The sequence below is a fragment of the Clostridium felsineum DSM 794 genome (assembly GCF_002006355.2).
Taxonomy (GTDB): Bacteria; Bacillota; Clostridia; order Clostridiales; family Clostridiaceae; genus Clostridium_S; species Clostridium_S felsineum.
Genome location: NZ_CP096980.1, coordinates 1221045 through 1242331 on the forward strand (window position 1 = coordinate 1221045; position 21287 = coordinate 1242331).

A 21287-nucleotide genomic window follows, 5' to 3' on the forward strand; every position below is an offset into this window, starting at 1 on the left:
GGAGAAAGTGGTTGGATGTGTTATAGAAGGATAATGGGTCTGGCGACCCAAACCCCTGGTAGGATTGCATTTAGAGTACCTATGAGGGATTAAAACTGTGGGTGAAATGAAGAAAGATATTATATGAAGTTAAAGAAGGATAATGGACTTCGCCAAACCTCTGATATGATTGCATTCGGAGTACTTATTATTATATTTACGTATATTTGAATTTAGGAAATTAAAGGATTAATAGGTAAATAAATCTAACTGAAAATTTGTCATCGACCCTTAGTAGTGTAAAAACACTGGGGGGTCGACGATTTTTTGGTTTGTAGTAAAATAGCGGGTTTTGATTGGTTTTTCATTAATTTTGAAGAAAGTTTGTAAAAGTTGATTTTTTGAAGAAGCTGATGTATGCTATATTTGATGGGTTTTTAGAATACCTATGAGGAATTGAAACCTGGAAGTATAACTTATAATTTAATTTATATCTAAGTTTTTAGAATACCTATGAGGAATTGAAACAAAAAAGGGGATGTTTTAAAAAATATTTGTATTTACAGTTTTTAGAATACCTATGAGGAATTGAAACTATTTGCCAGAAGACTATGATACAAAGTACAGAAAGGTTTTTAGAATACCTATGAGGAATTGAAACAATTCTATAAAGACCGTCAGCGGTGAAGCACTAACGTTTTTAGAATACCTATGAGGAATTGAAACAACTTTTTCCCTATGCGAAAAATTGCATAATATTTAGTGTTTTTAGAATACCTATGAGGAATTGAAACTTTGAGTGAAATGGATAAAGAGGTTGGATGTGGTTAAAGAAGGATAATGGACTTCGTCCAAACCTCTGGGAGGATTGCTTTCAGAATACCTATAAGGAATTGAAACAGTGGGTGAAATGAAGAAAGTGGTTGGATGTGGTTATAGAAGGATAATGGACTCCGTCCAAGCCTCTGGTAGGATTAGAAGGATAATGGGTCTGACAACCCAAGCCCCTAGTAAGATTGCTTTCAGAATAACGATTAGAAAATTTTAAAATGATAGAATAAATAAGTAAGAATTAAGAGATAAATAAAAGTAACTTAAAATTTGTCGTCGACCCTGAGTAGTGTAAAAACACTGGGGGTCGACGATTTTTTGGTTTTTAGTAAAATAGCGGATTTTGATTGGTTTTTCATTAATTTTCAAGAAAGTTTGTAAAAGTTGATTTTTTGAAGAAGCTGATGTATGCTATATTTAATGGGTTTTTAGAATACCTATAAGGAATTGAAACTGCTTTATGGTTTTGATTCTTTAGATCCTTTTATTGTTCTTAGAGTACCTATAAGGAATTGAAACTGTGGGTGAAATGAAGAAAGATATTATATGAAGTTATAGAAGGATAATGGGTCTGGCGACCCAAACCCCTGGTAGAATTGCATTTAGAATACCTATAAGGAATTAAAACACAAAATATATTACTACTTTAGATTTTTCCTTACACAGTTTGTAGAATACATATACTGAATTGAAACAGTGGTGAAATGAGGAAAGAGTTAGGATGAAGTTAAAGAAAGACAATGGACTACGTCAAAACCTCTGATATGATTGCATTCGGAGTACTTATTATTATATTTACGTATATTTGAATTTAGGAAATTAAAGAATTAATAAGTAAATAAATCTAACTGAAAATTTGTCGTCGACCCTTAGTAGTGTAAAAACACTGGGGGGTCGACGATTTTTTGGTTTGTAGTAAAATAGCGGGTTTTGATTGGTTTTTCATTAATTTTGAAGAAAGTTTGTAAAAGTTGATTTTTTGAAGAAGCTGATGTATGCTATATTTGATGGGTTTTTAGAATACCTATGAGGAATTGAAACTTTATTAATTTGCTTGCTTGATCCTGTAAATCACTGTTTTTAGAATACCTATGAGGAATTGAAACATAACACTTAGATATATCGGAGTAGAGCAGCAAGCGTTTTTAGAATACCTATGAGGAATTGAAACTGGGAACTGACTTGAATAGCTCTGTACTGACACTTGGTAAGGTTTTTAGAATACCTATGAGGAATTGAAACTTTTTATATTCATAGTCAATTTTATACGGTATAAAGCGTTTTTAGAATACCTATGAGGAATTGAAACATATCTTGTCCTTTATAAAAGAATTCTGGATTAACTGTTTTTAGAATACCTATGAGGAATTGAAACCTGTTTCCCCATTAGTATTTGTTGCTCCACTGCTTATAGTTTTTAGAATACCTATGAGGAATTGAAACAGGCTTCATATAACGTAACAATTAAAGGTGGTACTGTTTTTAGAATACCTATGAGGAATTGAAACTCCATTATGCTAGATGTGTTTTTGTTGTTTAAAACTGTGTTTTTAGAATACCTATGAGGAATTGAAACTTAGAACATGAAAGTACTGAAGACTTTGGGCAATTAGGTTTTTAGAATACCTATGAGGAATTGAAACCCCATTATACCGGCTGTAGATTTTTCCGGTAAACCTTTGTTTTTAGAATACCTATGAGGAATTGAAACAAACTAAATCCGTAATTAGCCATTAGTTACTCCGTAGTTTTTAGAATACCTATGAGGAATTAAAACTGTGGGTGAAATGGAGAAAGAGATTGAATGTGGTTAAAGAAGAATAATATGGTCATAGCTACTAGACCATTGGTAAGATTGATTTTAGAGAATCTACTATTAAATTTAAATATATTGGAATTTGCTAGATTGAAGAATTAATAGATAAATAAATCTAACTTAAAATTTGTCGTCGACCCTTAGTAGTGTAAAAACACCGGGGGGTCGACGATTTTTTAGTTTGTAGTGAAATAGCGGGTTTGGATTGATTTTACATTAATTCTGAAGAAAATTTGTAAAAGTTGATTTTTTGAAGAAGCTGATGTATGCTATATTTGATGGGTTTTTAGAGTACCTATAAGGAATTGAAACATTCCATTGGCTTTAAGTCCTGTAGCATCAAACATTGTTTTTAGAGTACCTATAAGGAATTGAAACCTTTCTGCTGTAGCGATTCTTGTTGACAGCCCTGTGACGGTTTTTAGAGTACCTATAAGGAATTGAAACTCGCATTGATTCCTCTTTTTATATCTGTAATAGTAATGTTTTTAGAGTACCTATAAGGAATTGAAACTAGTATCTAATACATCGGCTTGTTGCCTCATATCTGGTTTTTAGAGTACCTATAAGGAATTGAAACTGTGAAATTCATCTTTCTTCTTTTTAGGGTTGTATTGTTTTTAGAGTACCTATAAGGAATTGAAACTCATAAATTTTAAGTGTTTTAGAAGAAACATTTCCTTGTTTTTAGAGTACTTATAAGGAATTGAAACTGTGGGTGAAATGAAGAAAAATATTATATGAAGTTATAAAAGGATAATGGGTCTTACGACCCAAACCCCTGGTAGGATTGCTTTCAGAATACCTATGAGGAATTAAAACTGTGGGTGAAATGGAGAAAGAGATTGAATGTGGTTAAAGAAGAATAATGGACTTCGCCCAAACCTCTGATATGATTGCATTCGGAGTACTTATTATTATATTTACGTATATTTGAATTTAGGAAATTGAAGAATTAATAGATAAATAAATCTAACTGAAAATTTGTCGTCGACCCTGAGTAGTGTAAAAACACCGTGGGGTCGACGATTTTTTAGTTTGTAGTAAAATAGCGGGTTTGGATTGATTTTACATTAATTCTGAAGAAAATTTGTAAAAGTTGATTTTTTAAGAAAGCTGATGTATGCTATATTTGATGGGTTTTTAGAATACCTATGAGGAATTGAAACTTAACCCAGGGACTAAATTAAATCTAGGATAAACTTGTTTTTAGAATACCTATGAGGAATTGAAACATGTCAAATCTAAAGGACTTTTAAACCCTATTAATCTGTTTTTAGAATACCTATGAGGAATTGAAACTATATTTACATCTCTGTAACCAATTAAAAAATGATTGTTTTTAGAATACCTATGAGGAATTGAAACTGTGAGTGAAATGAAGAAAGATATTATATGAAGTTATAGAAGGATAATGGGTCTTACGACCCAAACCCCTGGTAGGATTGCTTTCAGAATACCTATAAGGAATTGAAACATGTTAAGATTAATTATATCTGTTTATCTTTGTTTTAGTTTTTAGAATACCTATGAGGAATTGAAACAAAACATTGTTCATTTCTTTTTGTATTTTTTCACCAGTTTTTAGAATACCTATGAGGAATCAAAACAGTGGGTGAAATGGAGAAAGTGGTTGGATGGGTTAAAGAAGGATAATGGGTCTGACGACCCAAACCCCTGGTAGGATTAGAAGTATAATGGGTCTATCTAGTCGATTTCCTGGTAAGATTCTATACAAATATGATGAAGCTGTGTTATGATGATATAAAGTAAAAAAGGTTGGAGAGTGAATGAAATGTGTAGGCTAAACCCAAAAGTTGACTTTGCATTTAAGAAGCTTTTTGGCAGTGAAGAAAATAAGGATATATTAATAGCATTTATAAATTCTATAATAGATGAAAATGAGCAAATAAAAGACATAATATTAAAGAATCCATATAACATAGCAGACTATAGAAACGGGAAAATGACGATTTTAGATATAAAAGCGGTGGATGATAAAGAAGTATGGTATGACATAGAAATGCAGATATCACAGCAGGATTTCTTTGATAAAAGAGCATTATATTATTGGTCGAAAGTGTACTCCAGTCAAATAGAAAGTGGAGAATATTACGAGAAATTAAGGAAAACTATATCAATAAACATACTAGATTTTAATTATTTGAAGGATAAAGAATTTCACAATAAGTTTAAAATATATAACACGAGAACTCTAAAAGAGTTTTCGAATATATTTGAAATGCATTTTATAGAATTAAATAAATTTAATAAAGAGTATAAAGAATTGAAAACGAGTTTAGATAGATGGATAGCATTTTTAAGTAGAGCATATGAACTTGATAAAGATAGCATACCGTCAGAGCTTTCAGAAGATGAAAAAGTAAAAAAAGCAATAGAAAAGCTAGATATAATGTATTTGAGTAAGGAAGAAAGAGAAGTTTATGAAAATGATCTAAGGGCATTGATGGATTACAAGGCTCAGATAAAAACAGCTGAGAGAAATGGAATAAAAGAAGGAGAGAAAAATAAAGAAATTTTGGTTGTAAAGAATCTAGTAGATATGGGAATGGATGATGATTTTATAGCTAAAGCATCTGGTTTAGATAAATATGAAATTGAAGAAATTAAAAAATTAATAGATAAATAGAACTAACTTAAAATTTGTCGTCGACCCTTAGTAGTGTAAAAACACCGGAGGGTCGACGATTTTTAAGTTTGTAGTAAAATAGCGGGTTTTGATTGGTTTTTCATTAATTTTGAAGAAAGTTTGTAAAAGTTGATTTTTTGAAGAAGCTGATGTATGCTATATTTGATGGGTTTTTAGAATACCTATAAGGAATTGAAACCGATTTAGGTTGGCAGGATTTATGCAGTGATAACTTTAGTTTTTAGAATACCTATAAGGAATTGAAACATTGCATTGACTAAACTATCTTTATGTGTTGTTTCTAAGTTTTTAGAATACCTATAAGGAATTGAAACAGCAATGGTATTTGGTACAGGCATTAAGAACTTTTTACGTTTTTAGAATACCTATAAGGAATTGAAACAGAGTAATAGAGCTATATTGAATATGACTATTAAATGTTTTTAGAATACCTATAAGGAATTGAAACTATTTTTCATCAAAATATAAAAACAATTTTTCTATCTTTCGTTTTTAGAATACCTATAAGGAATTGAAACTATGGGTGAAATGGAGAAAGTGGTTGGATGTGTTATAGAAGGATAATGGGTCTGGCGACCCAAACCCCTGGTAGGATTGCTTTCGGAGTACTTATTATTATATTTACGTATATTTGAATTTAGGAAATTGAAGAATTAATAGATAAATAAATCTAACTGAAAATTTGTCGTCGACCCTGAGTAGTGTAAAAACACTGGGGGGTCGACGATTTTTAAGTTTGTAGTAAAATAGCAGGTTTTGATTGGTTTTTCATTAATTTTGAAGAAAGTTTGTAAAAGTTGATTTTTTGAAGAAGCTGATGTATGCTATATTTGATGGGTTTTTAGAATACCTATGAGGAATTGAAACATGGCTATAAAAGTAATTGATGGTATAGTGCATCAGTTTTTAGAATACCTATGAGGAATTGAAACTATTCAGGAATCAGTGGAAACAACAGACGTGTTAAAAGTTTTTAGAATACCTATGAGGAATTGAAACAATTCTTCAAATTCAAACTCATTTTGAATTTTCTCTAGTTTTTAGAATACCTATGAGGGATTGAAACTGTGGGTGAAATAGAGAAAGAGACTGGATGGAGTTAAAGAAGGATAATGGGTCTAGCGACCCAAGCCCCAGGTAGGATTGCATTTAGATTACCTATAAGGGATTGAAACTGTTTATGAAATGTAGAAAGAGATGGTATAAGGTTATAGAAGGATAATGGACTACGTCCAAACCTCGTGTAGGATTGTATTTAAAGTACCCATGAGGGATTGAAACCGTTGGAAAATGGATAAAGAGGTTGGATGAGGTTAAAGAAGGATAATGGGTCTTACGACCTAAGCCCTAGATAAGATTAGAGGTATAATGAATCTCACGAATCAAGCTCTTAGTAAGATTAAATTTAGAATTTGTCGTCGACCCTTAGTAGTGTAAAAACACCGGGGGGCGACGATTTTTTAGTTTATAGTAAAATAGAGGGTTTGAATTGGTTTTTCGTTAATTTTGAAGAAGATTTGTAAAAGTTGATTTTTTGAAGAAGCTGATGTATGCTATATTGGATGAGTTTTTAGAATACCTATGAGGAATTGAAACATAATATCTTCTTTATCGTTCTGATCATAGATTGAAGTTTTTAGAGTACCTATAAGGGATTGAAACAAAAATAATTTGCAATTCAGACTCAAAAACATCGTAGTTTTTAGATTACCTATAAGGAATTGAAACTATGGGTGAAATAGAGAAAGAGATGGTATGAGGTTATAGAAGGATAATGGACTACGTCCAAACCTCATGTAGGATTGTATTTAGAATACCTATAAGGGATTGAAACTGTGGATGAAATAGAGAAAGAAGTTGGATGTGGTTAAAGAAGGATAATGGATCTTACGACCCAAACCCCTGGTAGGATTGCATTTAGAATACATATTATTATATTTTAATATATTAGAATTTGCTGAATTGGAAAGTTAAGAGATAAATAAATATAACTTAAAATTTGTCGTCGACCCTGAGTAGTGTAAAAACACCGGGGGGTCGACGATTTTTCAGTTTGTAGTAAAATAGCGGGTTTGGATTGATTTTTGATTGATTTTGAAAAAGATTTGTAAAAGTTGATTTTTTGGAGAAGCTGATGTATGCTATATTAGATGGGTCTTTAGAGTACCTATGAGGAATTAAAACTATGAATGGTTTGATATTCAAGCAACGTCACCTAAGTCTTTAGAGTACCTATGAGGAATTAAAACCATGTAAGAGCGTTTGCAAAAGCGATAGCAAAACAACGTCTTTAGAGTACCTATGAGGAATTAAAACTCTCTTGTTGATACTGTTCATGCAGCTGGACTAGTTGGTCTTTAGAGTACCTATGAGGAATTAAAACAAAATATAAATAATAAAGACTTTAATATAAATATAAGTCTTTAGAGTACCTATGAGGAATTAAAACGTGAAGCCCACCTCAAGATTAGATTTCCCATAACATAGTCTTTAGAGTACCTATGAGGAATTAAAACGGTTATGTAGCTGTCGGAGGAGATGGTGAGGGCATTTGGTCTTTAGAGTACCTATGAGGAATTAAAACCAATCATGCGGTTGGATGGCGATAGAAGGTGTATGTAAGTCTTTAGAGTACCTATGAGGAATTAAAACTGTGGGTGAAATAGAGAAAGAGTTTGGATGGAGTTAAAGAAGGATAATGGGTCTAGCGACCCAAGCCCCAGGTAGGATTGCATTTAGAATACATATTATTATATTTTAATATATTAGAATTTGCTTAATTGGAAAGTTAAGAGATAAATAAATATAACTTAAAATTTGTCGTCGACCCTTAGTAGTGTAAAAACACCGTGGGGTCGACGATTTTTTAGTTTGTAGTAAAGTAGCGGGTTTGGATTGATTTTTTATTGATTTTGAAGAAGATTTGTAAAAGTTGATTTTTTGAAGAAGCTGATGTATGCTATATTGGATGGGGTTTTAGAGTACCTATGAGGGATTGAAACAAAAATATGCAAAAAAGGATTCTGCTGGTGAAATTATGGGTTTTAGAGTACCTATGAGGGATTGAAACTTAGAAAAATTTCTAACATGTTTCTTTAGGTCTACAAGTTTTTAGAGTACCTATGAGGAATTGAAACCTTTTTGTTAGTTGCTTATGTTTGGTTATTAAATATGTTTTTAGAATACCTATGAGGAATTGAAACCACTTTAATGTCTGCATATATTATATCTCCTTATTAAGTTTTTAGAATACCTATGAGGAATTGAAACTGATCTAACTTACACGATATTGTATCTTTAGTATAAGTTTTTAGAATACCTATGAGGGATTGAAACTGTGGGTGAAATGGAAAAAGGGGTTGGATTTGGTTATAGAAGGATAATGGATCTGGCGACCCAAACTCCTGGTAGGATTGCATTTAGAATACATATTATTATATTTTAATATATTAGAATTTGCTGAATTTGAAAGTTAAGAGATAAATAAATATAACTTAAAATTTGTTGTCGACCCTTAGTAGTGTAAAAACACTGGGGGGTCGACGATTTTTTAGTTTGTAGTAAAATAGCGGGTTTGGATTGATTTTTTATTGATTTTGAAGAAAATTTGTAAAAGTTGATTTTTTGAAGAAGCTGATGTATGCTATATTGGATGGGTTTTTAGAGTACCTATGAGGAATTAAAACTTTAATATCATAATGTTTCGTGCTGGTATAACTCTTGTTTTTAGAGTACCTATGAGGAATTAAAACTGGTGCAGGTGATAACTCAACAACTTTTAATATACCTGATGTTTTTAGAGTACCTATGAGGAATTAAAACTTTATAATGGTTGGAAATGTGGTCCATGCAGCAGGTGTTTTTAGAGTACCTATGAGGAATTAAAACACCACCTACCTTTTTTATTTACCTTTCATAAATAGTATGTTTCTAGAGTACCTATGAGGAATTAAAACTTCATTTTCAACACTCCTTTTCTAATTTGTAGGTATAGTTTTTAGAGTACCTATAAGGAATTGAAACTGATGGTAAATGGAGAAAGAGGTTGGATGGAGTTATAGAAGGATAATGGGTCTAGTGACCCAAACCCCTGGAAGGATTGCATTTAGAATACCTATGAGGAATTAAAACTGTGGGTGAAATGAATAAAGATATTATATGAAGTTATAGAAGGATAATGGGTCTTACGACCCAAAACCCTGGTAGGATTGCTTTCAGAATAACGATTAGAAAATTTTAAAATGATAGAATAAATAAGTAAGAATTAAGAGATAAATAAATCTAACTTGAAATTTGTCGTCGACCCTTAGTAGTGTAAAAACATTGGAGGGTCGACGATTTTTTGGTTTGTAGTAAAATAGCTGGTTTTGATTGGTTTTTCATTAATTTTGAAGAAAGTTTGTAAAAGTTGATTTTTTGAAGAAGCTGATGTATGCTATATTGGATGGTTTTTTAGAGTACCTATGAGGAATTTAAACTGTGTATGAAATGTAGAAAGAGATTTTATGGAGTTAAAGAAGGATAGTGGGTCTGGTCTTATGATCTAAGCACCAGATAAGATTAGAATTATAATGAATTTCACGCACCAAGCTCTTGGTAAGATTAAATTTAGAATTTTTGTTGGAGAATTTTTAAATATTGGAAGATAAAAGTTAAGAGATAAATAAATATAACTTAAAATTTGTCGTCGACCCTTAGTAGTGTAAAAACACTGGGGGGTCGACGATTTTTTAGTTTGTAGTAAAATAGCGGGTTTGTATTGATTTTTGATTGATTTTGAAGAAGATTTGTAAAAGTTGATTTTTTGAAGAAGCTGATGTATGCTATATTAGATGGGTTTTTAGATTACCTATGAGGAATTGAAACACCGGATACGAGCAGGAAACAACGTATAAGTGTTTTTTGTTTTTAGATTACCTATGAGGAATTGAAACCATTTCGTCTCTTGGCTTTACTCCGTTTGAAGCATTGTTTTTAGATTACCTATGAGGAATTGAAACATAACAAAGATGAAGCTTTTAAATTTGCTCAAAATTGTTTTTAGATTACCTATGAGGAATTGAAACGCGTTGGGTTGCACAGTAGCAACTTTAGATGGTAGTATGTTTTTAGATTACCTATGAGGAATTGAAACTCTAAAAAGACTTTAGACATTCCACATGCTGGGAAGTTTTTAGATTACCTATGAGGAATTGAAACTACTATAGCTATTATAGAATTGCAATACTTTTATTATAGTTTTTAGAATACCTATAAGGGATTAAAACTGTGGGTGAAATGAAGAAAGATATTATATGAAGTTATAGAAGGATAATGGGTCTTACGACCCAAACCCCTGGTAGGATTGCTTTCAGAATACCTATGAGGAATTAAAACTGTGGGTGAAATAGAGAAAGAGTTTGGATGGAGTTAAAGAAGGATAATGGGTCTAGCGACCCAAGCCCCAGGTAGGATTGCATTTAGAATACCTATAAGGAATTAAAACTCAAATCATAATAATAACTATCACCATCACACTCCCCTGTTTTTAGAGTACCTATAAGGAATTAAAACATGCATGTCCTATATTCATTCCTGCAACAGTCTGTAGTTTTTAGAGTACCTATAAGGAATTAAAACTATTTCTTTGAAGACGTTCCATCTGAAACTATTTGTGTTTTTAGAGTACCTATGAGGAATTAAAACTGTCTTTTTCTTCTATATCCAATATTCCAGCAAGTACGTTTTTAGAGTACCTATGAGGGATTAAAACTGTGGGTGAAATGAAGAAAGAGTTTATATGAAGTTATAGAAGGATAATGGACTAGGTCCAAGCCTCTGATATGATTATAATGGGTTCAGGGATCCAAGCACCGAGTATGTTTGTGTGTAACATGTTCATATTTTTGTTGAAAACCATTACAAATTCACAAAAGAATGCTCTCTAGAATATAATGTAGTGATTATTTTGTAGGTGGGATTTGATGAAGAAGAAATTGGCTTTCTTTGTGAAAGAGGGTTTGGATAATTTTCTTGTGGATGTAATTAGTGGTGTTTCAGATGAATATGACACTAGAAAAATCATTGTTAAGAGTTATGATCAGATTAATAAGTGGATGCAGTGGGCGGATATTTCATTTTTTGAATGGTGTGATGAACTGGTAATATACGCTAGTAAATTAAAGATGGCTGAAAAAAAGAAAATTGTGTGTAGACTTCATAGGTATGAGGTTTTTACTGATTATCCTAAAATGGTTAATTGGGATAATGTAGATAGGCTTATAATTGTAACAGAACATTTGGAAAAGCTTTTAAAAATTCAAGTTCCAGATATAGATGAAAGAGTTAACATTATAACTGTAAATAATGGAGTTAATTTAAGTAAATATAAATTTAAGGAAAGAAAAAAGGGGTTTAATATTGCATATGTAGGGTATATTCATGCTAGAAAAAATCCAGTATTATTGCTCCAAATAATGAAGGTACTTGTGGAGAAGGATAAAAGATATAAATTATATGTTGCAGGTAAATTTCAGGATGGATTAATTGAATTGTACTGGAAGGATCAGATAAATAAAATGCAGCTTCAGGACAATGTGATTTTTCATGGGTGGCAAAATGATATAGGGGCATTTTTGGAGGATAAAAATTATCTTTTGTCTACTAGTATACATGAAAGCTTTGGTTTTGGAATTGCAGAGGCTATGGCAAGGGGGATAAAGCCTATAATTCATAATTTCTTGTTTGCAGATGAAATATGGGATAAGAAATTTATGTTTTGTTCATTAAATGAAGCAGTGAAAATGATTTGTGAAGGTGAGTATAATTCAAAAGAGTATAGAGCTTTTATTGAAGTTAATTATTTTTTAGAAGATGAGATTATAAAAATAAAAAAAGTGTTAGAAGGTTTATTTGATGAAAAATTGACTTTTCCGTATATTTTATCTCTGTTTGAAGAGTTTACCCCATATACTTCAGAATATATAAATAAATTTGATTTTGAAAAAGCTTATTTAACAATGGGAAAAAGGGAAATGATAGCACAAAATATTGAACTTGTAGAATTTATATTGAAGAATGAAAAGGGAAGGCAAATTGTATTTACTAATATTTTATATAATAAAAATAATAAAGAAATAGCATTACCAAATTATATTTTTAATAGTAAACATAAAGGTAAAATAGTTGAGTTTGTTAATGGAATTTTAAATATAAAGAGTGAAAATAATAAGAATATTCAAGGATATGTGTTTGATAAAGAGATTGAAGAGGATATAAATAAAAACTATCTTGCATATATGTGGGAAAGAGGTATACCTGCCACCGAATTTATGCCGTTTTTATGTTTTGTAAGAATAATTGAAAGGTATAAATTTGCTTTGAAGTTTATTAAGCCTACAGATGAAATTTTGGAAGCTGCCTCTGGTTTTGGATATGGTGCAGCATATTTTAAAGATAAGTGTAAAAAAGTTTATGCTTTGGATTTGTCGCCTAGAAATATAGAATTTTCAAAAGCTGCTTATGATTTTGAAAATATAAATTTTATTGAGGGAGATGTTACAAAGCTGCCTTTTGAAGATAATAAATTCGATGTGTATACTTCCTTTGAAACTTTAGAACATCTTCCTATTGATTCTATTAAAGCTTATTTTAGAGAAGCAATTAGAGTTTTGAAGAAAGAAGGGGTTATGATAATTTCTACGCCAAATGGAGAAGCACGAAAGAGTGTTAACAATCCTTTCCATATAAAGGAATATAATTATGATGAATTTAGTAAAATGTTAAGTAAGTATTTTTCTAGTATTAGTTATTATTCTGTGACTGATTTTAAAGTGGAAAAGGGAATGAAAGATGCTTCATTAAATATGATAGCTGTTTGCTATATATAGAAATGTAAGAGAAAGTAGAAAGACAATTTTAGTGACCTTCTGTCTTAAGAAATTTAAAAAAGTCTAGATAAATATCCTGATATAAAAAGGATATTTATTTTTTATATAGAATTACCATATGTTACCATAAAATCTTATTATTTATTGACACTAATTAAAAAATGGTATATAATACTATAGGAACATATGTTCGTGTCAGAATTAAAAGGGAGTGTTATAGTCAGTGTACAGAGAAGATTATTATAAGTTTTCGCATTACTTTTTACCGTATTCTTTGTTTAAGTTTGGAAATTTGATTATAAAAAGAATATTAGAAGATAAAGATGGTTTTATTAAAAATTTAAAAACCTCATGGAGAAATATAGAGTTAGAAAAAAGCTTTGTAAGGAGTAATCCTCCAAGCTTTGAAATTGATAATATAGAAATAAATAAGGCTAAATCTCTTATTGTAGTTAAAATGCCAGAGGCTAAAGAAGAAAAAGAGGCTTTATATATAGGTATAGGCTTTAATAAAAAGAATGATATTAGATACTTCACATATGAAATAGGCAAGGGAATACATTTTGAAGATGTATATTTTTTGTGTGAATGGACGAAGGAATTAAAACATATAAATCATGGGGTATATTCAAATAAAGATATTGGAAATTTCATAGGAGATATAAAAGCCTTATTTTAAAAAAATTTATCAGGTAAAAGACGTCTTATACATAGGCGTTTTTTTATTTTTTCAAGTTTTATTTTAAATAATGAGGCCTTTTTTTTTCTCTTTTTTTATAAGAAATGCATTTTCATAGAGTAAAACTGTAATATTACGCTATTGAATATTATTACAATTAATACAACTAGATGTATTAAAGTAAAATTGACCAATGGATAAGTTTACAACTAAAGTAATCATATGATAAAATAGAGTATAATTGCAATGTAAAATTTTATTTTTACGCTGTAATTGTACATAAATTTTCACATAACTTTTATAAGATATATGAAGGGAATGGTTTATGATGAGAAAGAAGAATCGAGTAACATCGCTATTTGTTATTTTAGCTATGTTATTCACTTGTGCTATTAGCAATGTTGCAACTAAAGTAAACGCTGATACACAATCTATTTATACAACAAAAGGTGAGACAACAAAAATTTATGCCTCTGCATTTGCACAAAATACTGACGATTGGGCATGGATGGATTTTGGAGACACTGCTAGCCTGGTATATCAGGATGTAACAAACTTGAAAAATACTAATACTTCAAATGCTTTTGCAAAAGCAAATTCAACTGCAAACTTTGGTATTAATATTTCAGATGGAAATCTTGGTGCAGGAGATTCAAGCACACTAAAATTTCATGTTGGAACTGTAACAATAAAAGCTACTGGATATGATGATCTTGTAATTAATTTAAACAAAGATTATTCAGAGAACTACACTGCTAAAAAAGAAACTTGGGGAGTTAGTGGAAACGCAACACAGGTTTTATTAAATGACTATCTTCCAAAAGACACTGCTGCAAAAGCAAGTTATCTTCAAAAGATTACAGATGTAACAGCTGATGTAACTTTATCAGATTACACTTATACTAAGGCACAAGCGCCAACACCAACAACAGGACAAGCTATATACACAACAAAGGGTGAACAAACAAAAATCTATGCTGCTGCATTTGCACAAAATACTACTGATGATTGGGCATGGATGAGTTTTGGAGATACTGCCACTTTAGTATATCAAGATGTTACCAATCTTAATGCCAATGATACTACAGCTGCTGCTTTCTCTAAGGCAAATTCATCTGCAAACTTTGGTATAAATATTTCAGATGGAAATCTTAATGAGGGTGATTCAAGTGCATTAAAATTCCATATTGGAACTGTAACAATAAAGGCTACTGGATACGATGATCTTGTAATCAACTTAAATAAAGATTACTCAGAGAACTATACTGCTAAAAAGGTTTCTTGGGGAATAACAGGAAATACAACTCAAGTTTTATTGAATGATTATCTTCCTAAAGATGCAACTACTAAAACAAATTATTTGCAAAAAATATCAAGTGTTAAAGCAGATGTAACTTTATCAGACTACACTTATACTAAAGCACAAGCACCAACACCAACAACAGGACAAGCTATATATACAACAAAGGGTGAACAAACAAAAATCTATGCTGCTGCATTTGCACAAAATACTACTGATGATTGGACTTGGATGAATTTTGGAGATACTGCTACTTTAATATATCAAGATGTTACTAACCTTGATGGAGAAGACGCTACAGCAACAGCTTTTTCAAAGGCAAATTCTTCTGCTAATTTTGGTATAAATATTTCAGATGGAAACCTTGGTGAAGGTGATACTAGTACATTAAAATTCCATATAGGTACAGTTACAGTTAAGGCTACTGGATATGATGATGTTGTAATTAACTTAAATAAAGATTATTCAGAAAGCTATACTGGTAAAAAAGCTTCTTGGGGAATAACAGGAAATACAACACAAGTTTTATTAAATGATTATCTTCCAAAGGATGCAACTGCAAAAACAAGTTATCTGCAAAAGATTACATCAGTTAAAGCAGATGTAACTTTATCAGATTATACTTATGCTAAAGCACCTGCTCCAACACCAGAATTCCCTGATGACTATCATTATCCAACAACAATGAGAGGTCTTCCTGCTATGGATTTAGTAAAGGATATGAAGGTTGGTTGGGACTTAGGAAATACTTTAGAGTCTGATGGTGGAGAAACTGCATGGGGAAATCCTGTAACTACTAAGAAGATGATAGATGAAATAAAGAAAGCTGGCTTTAATACAGTTCGTATTCCAGTAAGATGGGATCAGCACTATACTGATTCAAATTACACTATAGATCCAGCTTACATTTCACGTGTTGAAACAGTTATAAATTATGCACTTGCCAATGATATGTATGCTATTGTTAATATTCATCATGATAAAATACAGGGTGAAATGAATGATGCAAATAAGGATACTGTTCTTACAGAAGGAAGCGCTATATGGAACCAAGTTGCAACTCATTTTAAAGATTATGGAGATAAATTAATCTTTGAAACAATAAATGAACCAAGAAATGGTGAAGATTGGACAGGAAATTCATCATATTATAATGTAGTAAATGAGTATAATGCAAAAATACTTTCTGTAATTCGTGGAACTGGTGGAAACAATGACAAAAGACTTGTAATGATGCCAACTTATTGTGCAGCTTCAGATTATGCTAAAGTTTCAGCCATGGTAGTACCAAAAGATTCTAATGTTGCAGTATCAATTCATGCATATATACCATATAACTTTGCTATGAATACTGATTCAACTAAAGGAGGATATTCTACCTTTGGTGATGCTGATAAGTCATATATAGATAAAACTTTTAGATTGTTATATAAAACATTCCTGCAAAAGGGAATACCTGTTGTTATAGGAGAATTTGCAGCTACAAATAAAAATAATCTACAGGACAGAGTTAATTTTGCAAAATACTATCTACAGACAGCAGCTGGTTATGGAATACCATGTTGTTGGTGGGATAATAGTAATTCTGCCTCTAGTGGAACGGATGCAATGGGACTTTTTGATAGAAATAATCTTAAATTCTTATATCCAGAAATAGTAAATGCAATGTTAGATGGTTGGAATAATCCAAAAGATATCAGCAACTATGATGAAAATTCTTTATTCAATGGAACAGCAACCTCTTCAAATTGGGGACAAGCAGTGTCCTTTGGTTATGGCTTAGATTTTACTGATTCTGATTTTACAAATAAATTAACTATAGCTGTAGAATATACAAGCGATAAGGTACCTCAATTGATTTTATCTGGTAATTTAGCTGGCACAAATTGGGTAACCTTAAATCCAACAATGACTAAATCAAACGGAAGTACAAATATTGCATACTATACTCTTAGTGATATGGTAAGTGCATATAAAAAAGCTCTTACAAACTACGATAGCTATGGTCAAGTTTTTCCAGGACTTCAAACTATTTATGTTGGAGATGAGGGAACTAATTTAACAGTATCAAAGGTTTATAAGGTATATGTACAAAAATTAGAACAAGAAGTAAGTAATGCTACTATAAATGAAGCAAACTTATATTTTGATAGTTCTTCTAAAGCTGTAGAAAGTCTTTCTGTTACATTGCCAAAAGATTTGCAGCAAATAGTAGATAATGGATTTTCAACTTCAACAATTAGTTATGCTAGCAGTGATGAGAATGTTGCAAAGGTATCTAATGATGGAAAGATAACTGCTGTGGGTGCTGGAAAGACAACAGTTATAACCACTGTAAAGGTAGGAGATTCTACAAAAACTTTCACAACAAATGTTGAAGTGAAAAATTATGGTTCAACACTTTTAGGTGATATAGATGGCAATGGAGTAGTTGATTCACAGGATATTGCTATGTTTAGAAGCTATTTTAAGGGGGATTCTGTAACAATAAACAAAGCTAATGCAGATGTAAATGGTGATGGAAAAGTTGACGGAAGAGACCTTATGTTATTAGATATAAAATTATTAAAGGGAACTATATAATTCGTAGATTTACCATAATTTAATAATAGTAGAAATATTAATCCACTTAGCTTATTTGGCTAAGTGGATTTTTGTTAAAATAAATCAAAATACATAATATCATAGTAAACAGTGAAAAAAATGTTAAATAAAAAGGCAAAAAGGGGATTTTGTGATGAATTAGTTAAGTAACTTAGCGAAAATTATGATATACTAAAAGTTGTGGACAATATGTATTTGTTAAATTTGTATATATACTAACAGAATACTAATTAAATTAATAGAAAGATATGATAATAATTAAATATAGATTATTTTACTAGAATTATTTTAACAAGGAGAATCTAAAATGAAAAAAATTAAAATTGGTTTAGGAATGCAAATTATTATTGGACTCATACTTGGAATTATAGTTGGAACCGTTTTCTATGGTAACTCATCGGTTAGCACATATTTAAAACCTTTGGGAGATATTTTTATAAATCTCATTAAAATGATAGTAGTTCCTATTATTTTTTCAACACTTGTTGTTGGGGTTGCCGGTGGTGGAAGTGGTAAAACAGTAGGAAGACTAGGAGTAAAGACTATAGTATATTTTGAATTAGTAACTACAGTAGCAATTGTAGTAGGAATAGTTGCGGCTAATTTATTTCATCCAGGAAGCGGTATTAATTTAAGTTCACTTTCAGCTTCAGACATATCTAGCTATGTAAAAACTACAAATTCTGCAAAGGACAATAGTTTAATAAGTATGATTGTAAATATTGTGCCTACAAATGTTGTAGAATCTTTTGCAAAAGGTGATTTACTGGCTGTAATATTCTTTTCAGTTATGTTTGGACTTGGAGTTTCAGCTATTGGAGAAAAGGGAAAACCAGTTATAAAATTATGTCAAGGAATATCAGATGCTATGTTTTGGGTAACTAATCAAGTTATGAAGGTTGCACCAATAGGAGTATTTGGACTTATGGGAACAGCGGTTTCTAAGTTTGGAATACATTCTTTAATTCCACTAGGTAAATTGACGCTTACTATTTATGGAACTATGATATTCTTTATTTTTGTAGTACTTGGTGTAATATGTAAATTTATTATTAAGGTGAATTTTATATCTTTTCTTAGAGTTATAAAAGAGGAAATTCTTCTTGCTTTTACGTCTGCAAGCTCTGAAGCAGTACTTCCTAAGATAATACAAAAAATGGAGAGGTTTGGCTGCCCTAAAAGTGTTGTATCTTTTGTTATTCCAACAGGATATTCTTTTAATCTTGATGGCTCAACCCTATATCAATCTATTGCAGCATTGTTTATTGCCCAAGCATATGGAGTTCATCTATCAGTAGGAGCACAAATTAAATTGGTAGTAGTGCTTATGATTACTTCAAAGGGTATGGCAGGAGTAGCTGGAGCATCTTTAGTTGTATTATTAGCAACGTTAGGCTCTATGGGTATTCCTGTGGCAGGAGTAGCTTTTATAGCAGGAATTGATCGTATTCTTGATATGGCCAGAACTGCAGTGAATGTAGTAGGTAATTCTCTAGCTTCTGTAGTTATATCAAAATGGGAGCATGTATATGATGATGATAAAGGGAAAGAATACGTACAAGAAATGGGAAGTAATAAGAATATATAATAAAAAATACAATCCGCCTTTTTATATAAAAAAGTAGCCTTTGTCAAGTACGATTTAAAAAAGGACTAAGGAACATTAACGAGATGATTTCTGTATTGAACAGGGGTCATCTTTTTTTAGTTTTACGTATCTATAATTATTATGGTAAATCTTTTTAAGCTGATGATCCTATAGTTCAGTAGCTTCATTTATGCTAAATGCCAAGAGCACCATCGTTTCTTTATTTGTAAATATTAAATATATAGAAAAATTCCATATAAATGAAAAATTATTAATTTAAATACATTATTGTTATATTTATTAGCAAAACTAGTTGGATAAAATCTGATTTTGGGGTATAATTGTATGGTAGTAATTTTAATACAATATTAGTAATCAACTAGGAGATGTAGTTATGCATAAATTGCTAAAGAAGAATAAATTCATGTTTATAGTAGCAACTCTGATTTTAATACTTATTGCACTTCAAAATTGGTTGGGATTTATTTCATTTGATGATTATGGATATGCAACGCTTACATATAACGGAGATGGAGTAGGACATCCATATCCACACATGGGAAATGTAGGTACAAGCTATGGAATAATTCAAATATTGAAATTTTTAAAATGGCATTATTTGAATTGGGGAGGAAGAGTAGTAGGATTTTTTGTATTAATAGTGCTTTTGAAATTCAACCCAATTGTTATTAAAATATTTCAAACTGTATTAATGTTTGTGTACTTTTTATTATGTTCAAAAGTTTGTGATTTTGGAAAAGAAATAAATAGAGTATACAACCTGGTTTTTGCAGTAGCATTTTTTTGGCTTGCAAGTTTGGTGATTTTTGCACAAGGAACTATGTGGTATTCAGCAGCTGTATGTTATTTATGGACATCTATTTTAATTGCGTTTATAATGATGAGATTATTTAATGATAAAAAAGAATATGGTAGATTTAAATATTTAATGCCACTAGTTTTCTTTATAGGTGGATGGACACATGAACTTGTTGGACTTATGTTTTGCGTTTCCGTGTTTGTGTATATTTTCTTTGATACCATATTTAATAAGAAAATGAAAATATTTAATATTATATGCTTTATAGCATCATTACTTGGATATACAATTTTAATAATATCACCAGGAAGTAGAAATAGAATGAATGATGTAAGTGCAATTAGTTTTTATAAGCTCAAGTTTATTTCAAGGATAGTATTGAGGCTTAAGGAAGAAATTAATATTATATTTACACCGCATTTATTACCTGTTTGTATTTTGATTTTTTTATGTTTATTTTATCTTTCAATTTATATAATAAAAATAAAAGATAAAAAATTTGAAAGAATAAATAAGGCTTTACCAACAGTTGTAATAGCCTTAACTGCTTTTTATATAGAGATTTATTACAAACCTGTTGTATCATTAAAAATAAGAGCTATATTTTTAATAATTACCGCATTTGTAGCATTATATATTTTAATTTATCATACACTTAAGACTAAAAATGCTGCTATTATAGCACTTGCGGTGGGAAATGTAGCAGCTTTTTTAGGGGCTTTAGCTGCACCTTATGGTGGAGAGAGAACTCTTCTTCCATTTTATATTTTTGTACCATTAATGTTCTTTTATATATTGAAGATTCAAAATATGAAAATAAACAGTTTAGTTCTTACAGTTGTAGTTGTAGTGGCTTTTTCAAATTACTTGTATATATTTAGGGGGTATGCTAAGAATTTTTCTACTCGCAATGAAAATTCTATTGTGTTAAAGGAAGATTCAAAAGATATAAAAAAGGGTGAAAAGATTAATAAAATTGTATTAAAAAAATATGATACTAGTTTTTCTGAAAGTGAGCCTTGGGGGCTTCACTCCTTTCAATTTTTATGGATGAGAAATTACTATAACATACCACAAAAGGTAAAAATAATTTATAAATAATATTAAGAACAGACTATAGTTAACATTATA

At 30.6% G+C, this 21287-nt stretch carries 6 protein-coding genes and 9 CRISPR repeat arrays; all 6 genes read left to right on the plus strand.

Annotated features, from left to right (window positions below; all coding sequences use genetic code 11):
* Positions 1-412: 412 nt before the first annotated feature.
* Positions 413-774: a CRISPR direct-repeat array (repeat unit 30 nt; unit sequence GTTTTTAGAATACCTATGAGGAATTGAAAC).
* Between the two features lie 1047 nt (positions 775-1821).
* Positions 1822-2588: direct repeats of the CRISPR family, unit length 30 nt; unit sequence GTTTTTAGAATACCTATGAGGAATTGAAAC.
* 320 nt (positions 2589-2908) lie between these two features.
* Positions 2909-3340: direct repeats of the CRISPR family, unit length 30 nt.
* 1081 nt (positions 3341-4421) lie between these two features.
* On the plus strand, positions 4422-5276 hold the full coding sequence (locus CLFE_RS05745) for an Rpn family recombination-promoting nuclease/putative transposase (protein ID WP_077893514.1): 855 nt from the start codon (positions 4422-4424) through the stop codon (positions 5274-5276).
* A 169-nt stretch (positions 5277-5445) separates the two neighbouring features.
* Positions 5446-5816: direct repeats of the CRISPR family, unit length 30 nt.
* Positions 5817-7451: 1635 nt separating this feature from the next.
* Positions 7452-7950: direct repeats of the CRISPR family, unit length 30 nt.
* A 319-nt stretch (positions 7951-8269) separates the two neighbouring features.
* Positions 8270-8634: direct repeats of the CRISPR family, unit length 30 nt; unit sequence GTTTTTAGAATACCTATGAGGAATTGAAAC.
* Positions 8635-8953: 319 nt separating this feature from the next.
* A CRISPR array of direct repeats spans positions 8954-9321; the repeat unit is 30 nt.
* An 812-nt stretch (positions 9322-10133) separates the two neighbouring features.
* Positions 10134-10565: direct repeats of the CRISPR family, unit length 30 nt.
* A 187-nt stretch (positions 10566-10752) separates the two neighbouring features.
* Positions 10753-11049: direct repeats of the CRISPR family, unit length 30 nt.
* Between the two features lie 211 nt (positions 11050-11260).
* Entirely contained in the window at positions 11261-13165 is a 1905-nt protein-coding gene (locus CLFE_RS05750) for a methyltransferase domain-containing protein (protein WP_077893513.1), read from the plus strand.
* 223 nt (positions 13166-13388) lie between these two features.
* A complete protein-coding gene (locus CLFE_RS05755; RefSeq protein WP_077833174.1) occupies positions 13389-13844 on the plus strand; it encodes a hypothetical protein in 456 nt (151 codons plus the stop codon).
* Positions 13845-14169: 325 nt separating this feature from the next.
* Positions 14170-17727: a cellulase family glycosylhydrolase gene (locus CLFE_RS05760; protein ID WP_242951620.1), complete on the plus strand. Its 3558-nt coding sequence runs from the start codon at positions 14170-14172 to the stop codon at positions 17725-17727.
* Positions 17728-18055: 328 nt separating this feature from the next.
* Complete coding sequence (locus tag CLFE_RS05765; RefSeq protein WP_077893512.1) at positions 18056-19336, plus strand: cation:dicarboxylate symporter family transporter; 1281 nt, start codon at positions 18056-18058, stop codon at positions 19334-19336.
* Positions 19337-19730: 394 nt separating this feature from the next.
* A complete protein-coding gene (locus CLFE_RS05770; RefSeq protein WP_077893511.1) occupies positions 19731-21257 on the plus strand; it encodes a DUF6056 family protein in 1527 nt (508 codons plus the stop codon).
* Positions 21258-21287 lie beyond the last annotated feature (30 nt).

Excerpts from the sequence above, each read along its gene's own strand:
- CLFE_RS05765 (WP_077893512.1), top strand. The coding sequence starts at position 18,056 with ATGAAAAAAATTAAAATTGGTTTAGGAATGCAAATTATTATTGGACTC.
- CLFE_RS05750 (WP_077893513.1), top strand. The coding sequence starts at position 11,261 with ATGAAGAAGAAATTGGCTTTCTTTGTGAAAGAGGGTTTGGATAATTTT.
- CLFE_RS05745 (WP_077893514.1), top strand. The coding sequence starts at position 4,422 with ATGTGTAGGCTAAACCCAAAAGTTGACTTTGCATTTAAGAAGCTTTTT.
- CLFE_RS05770 (WP_077893511.1), top strand. The coding sequence starts at position 19,731 with ATGCATAAATTGCTAAAGAAGAATAAATTCATGTTTATAGTAGCAACT.
- CLFE_RS05760 (WP_242951620.1), top strand. The coding sequence starts at position 14,170 with ATGATGAGAAAGAAGAATCGAGTAACATCGCTATTTGTTATTTTAGCT.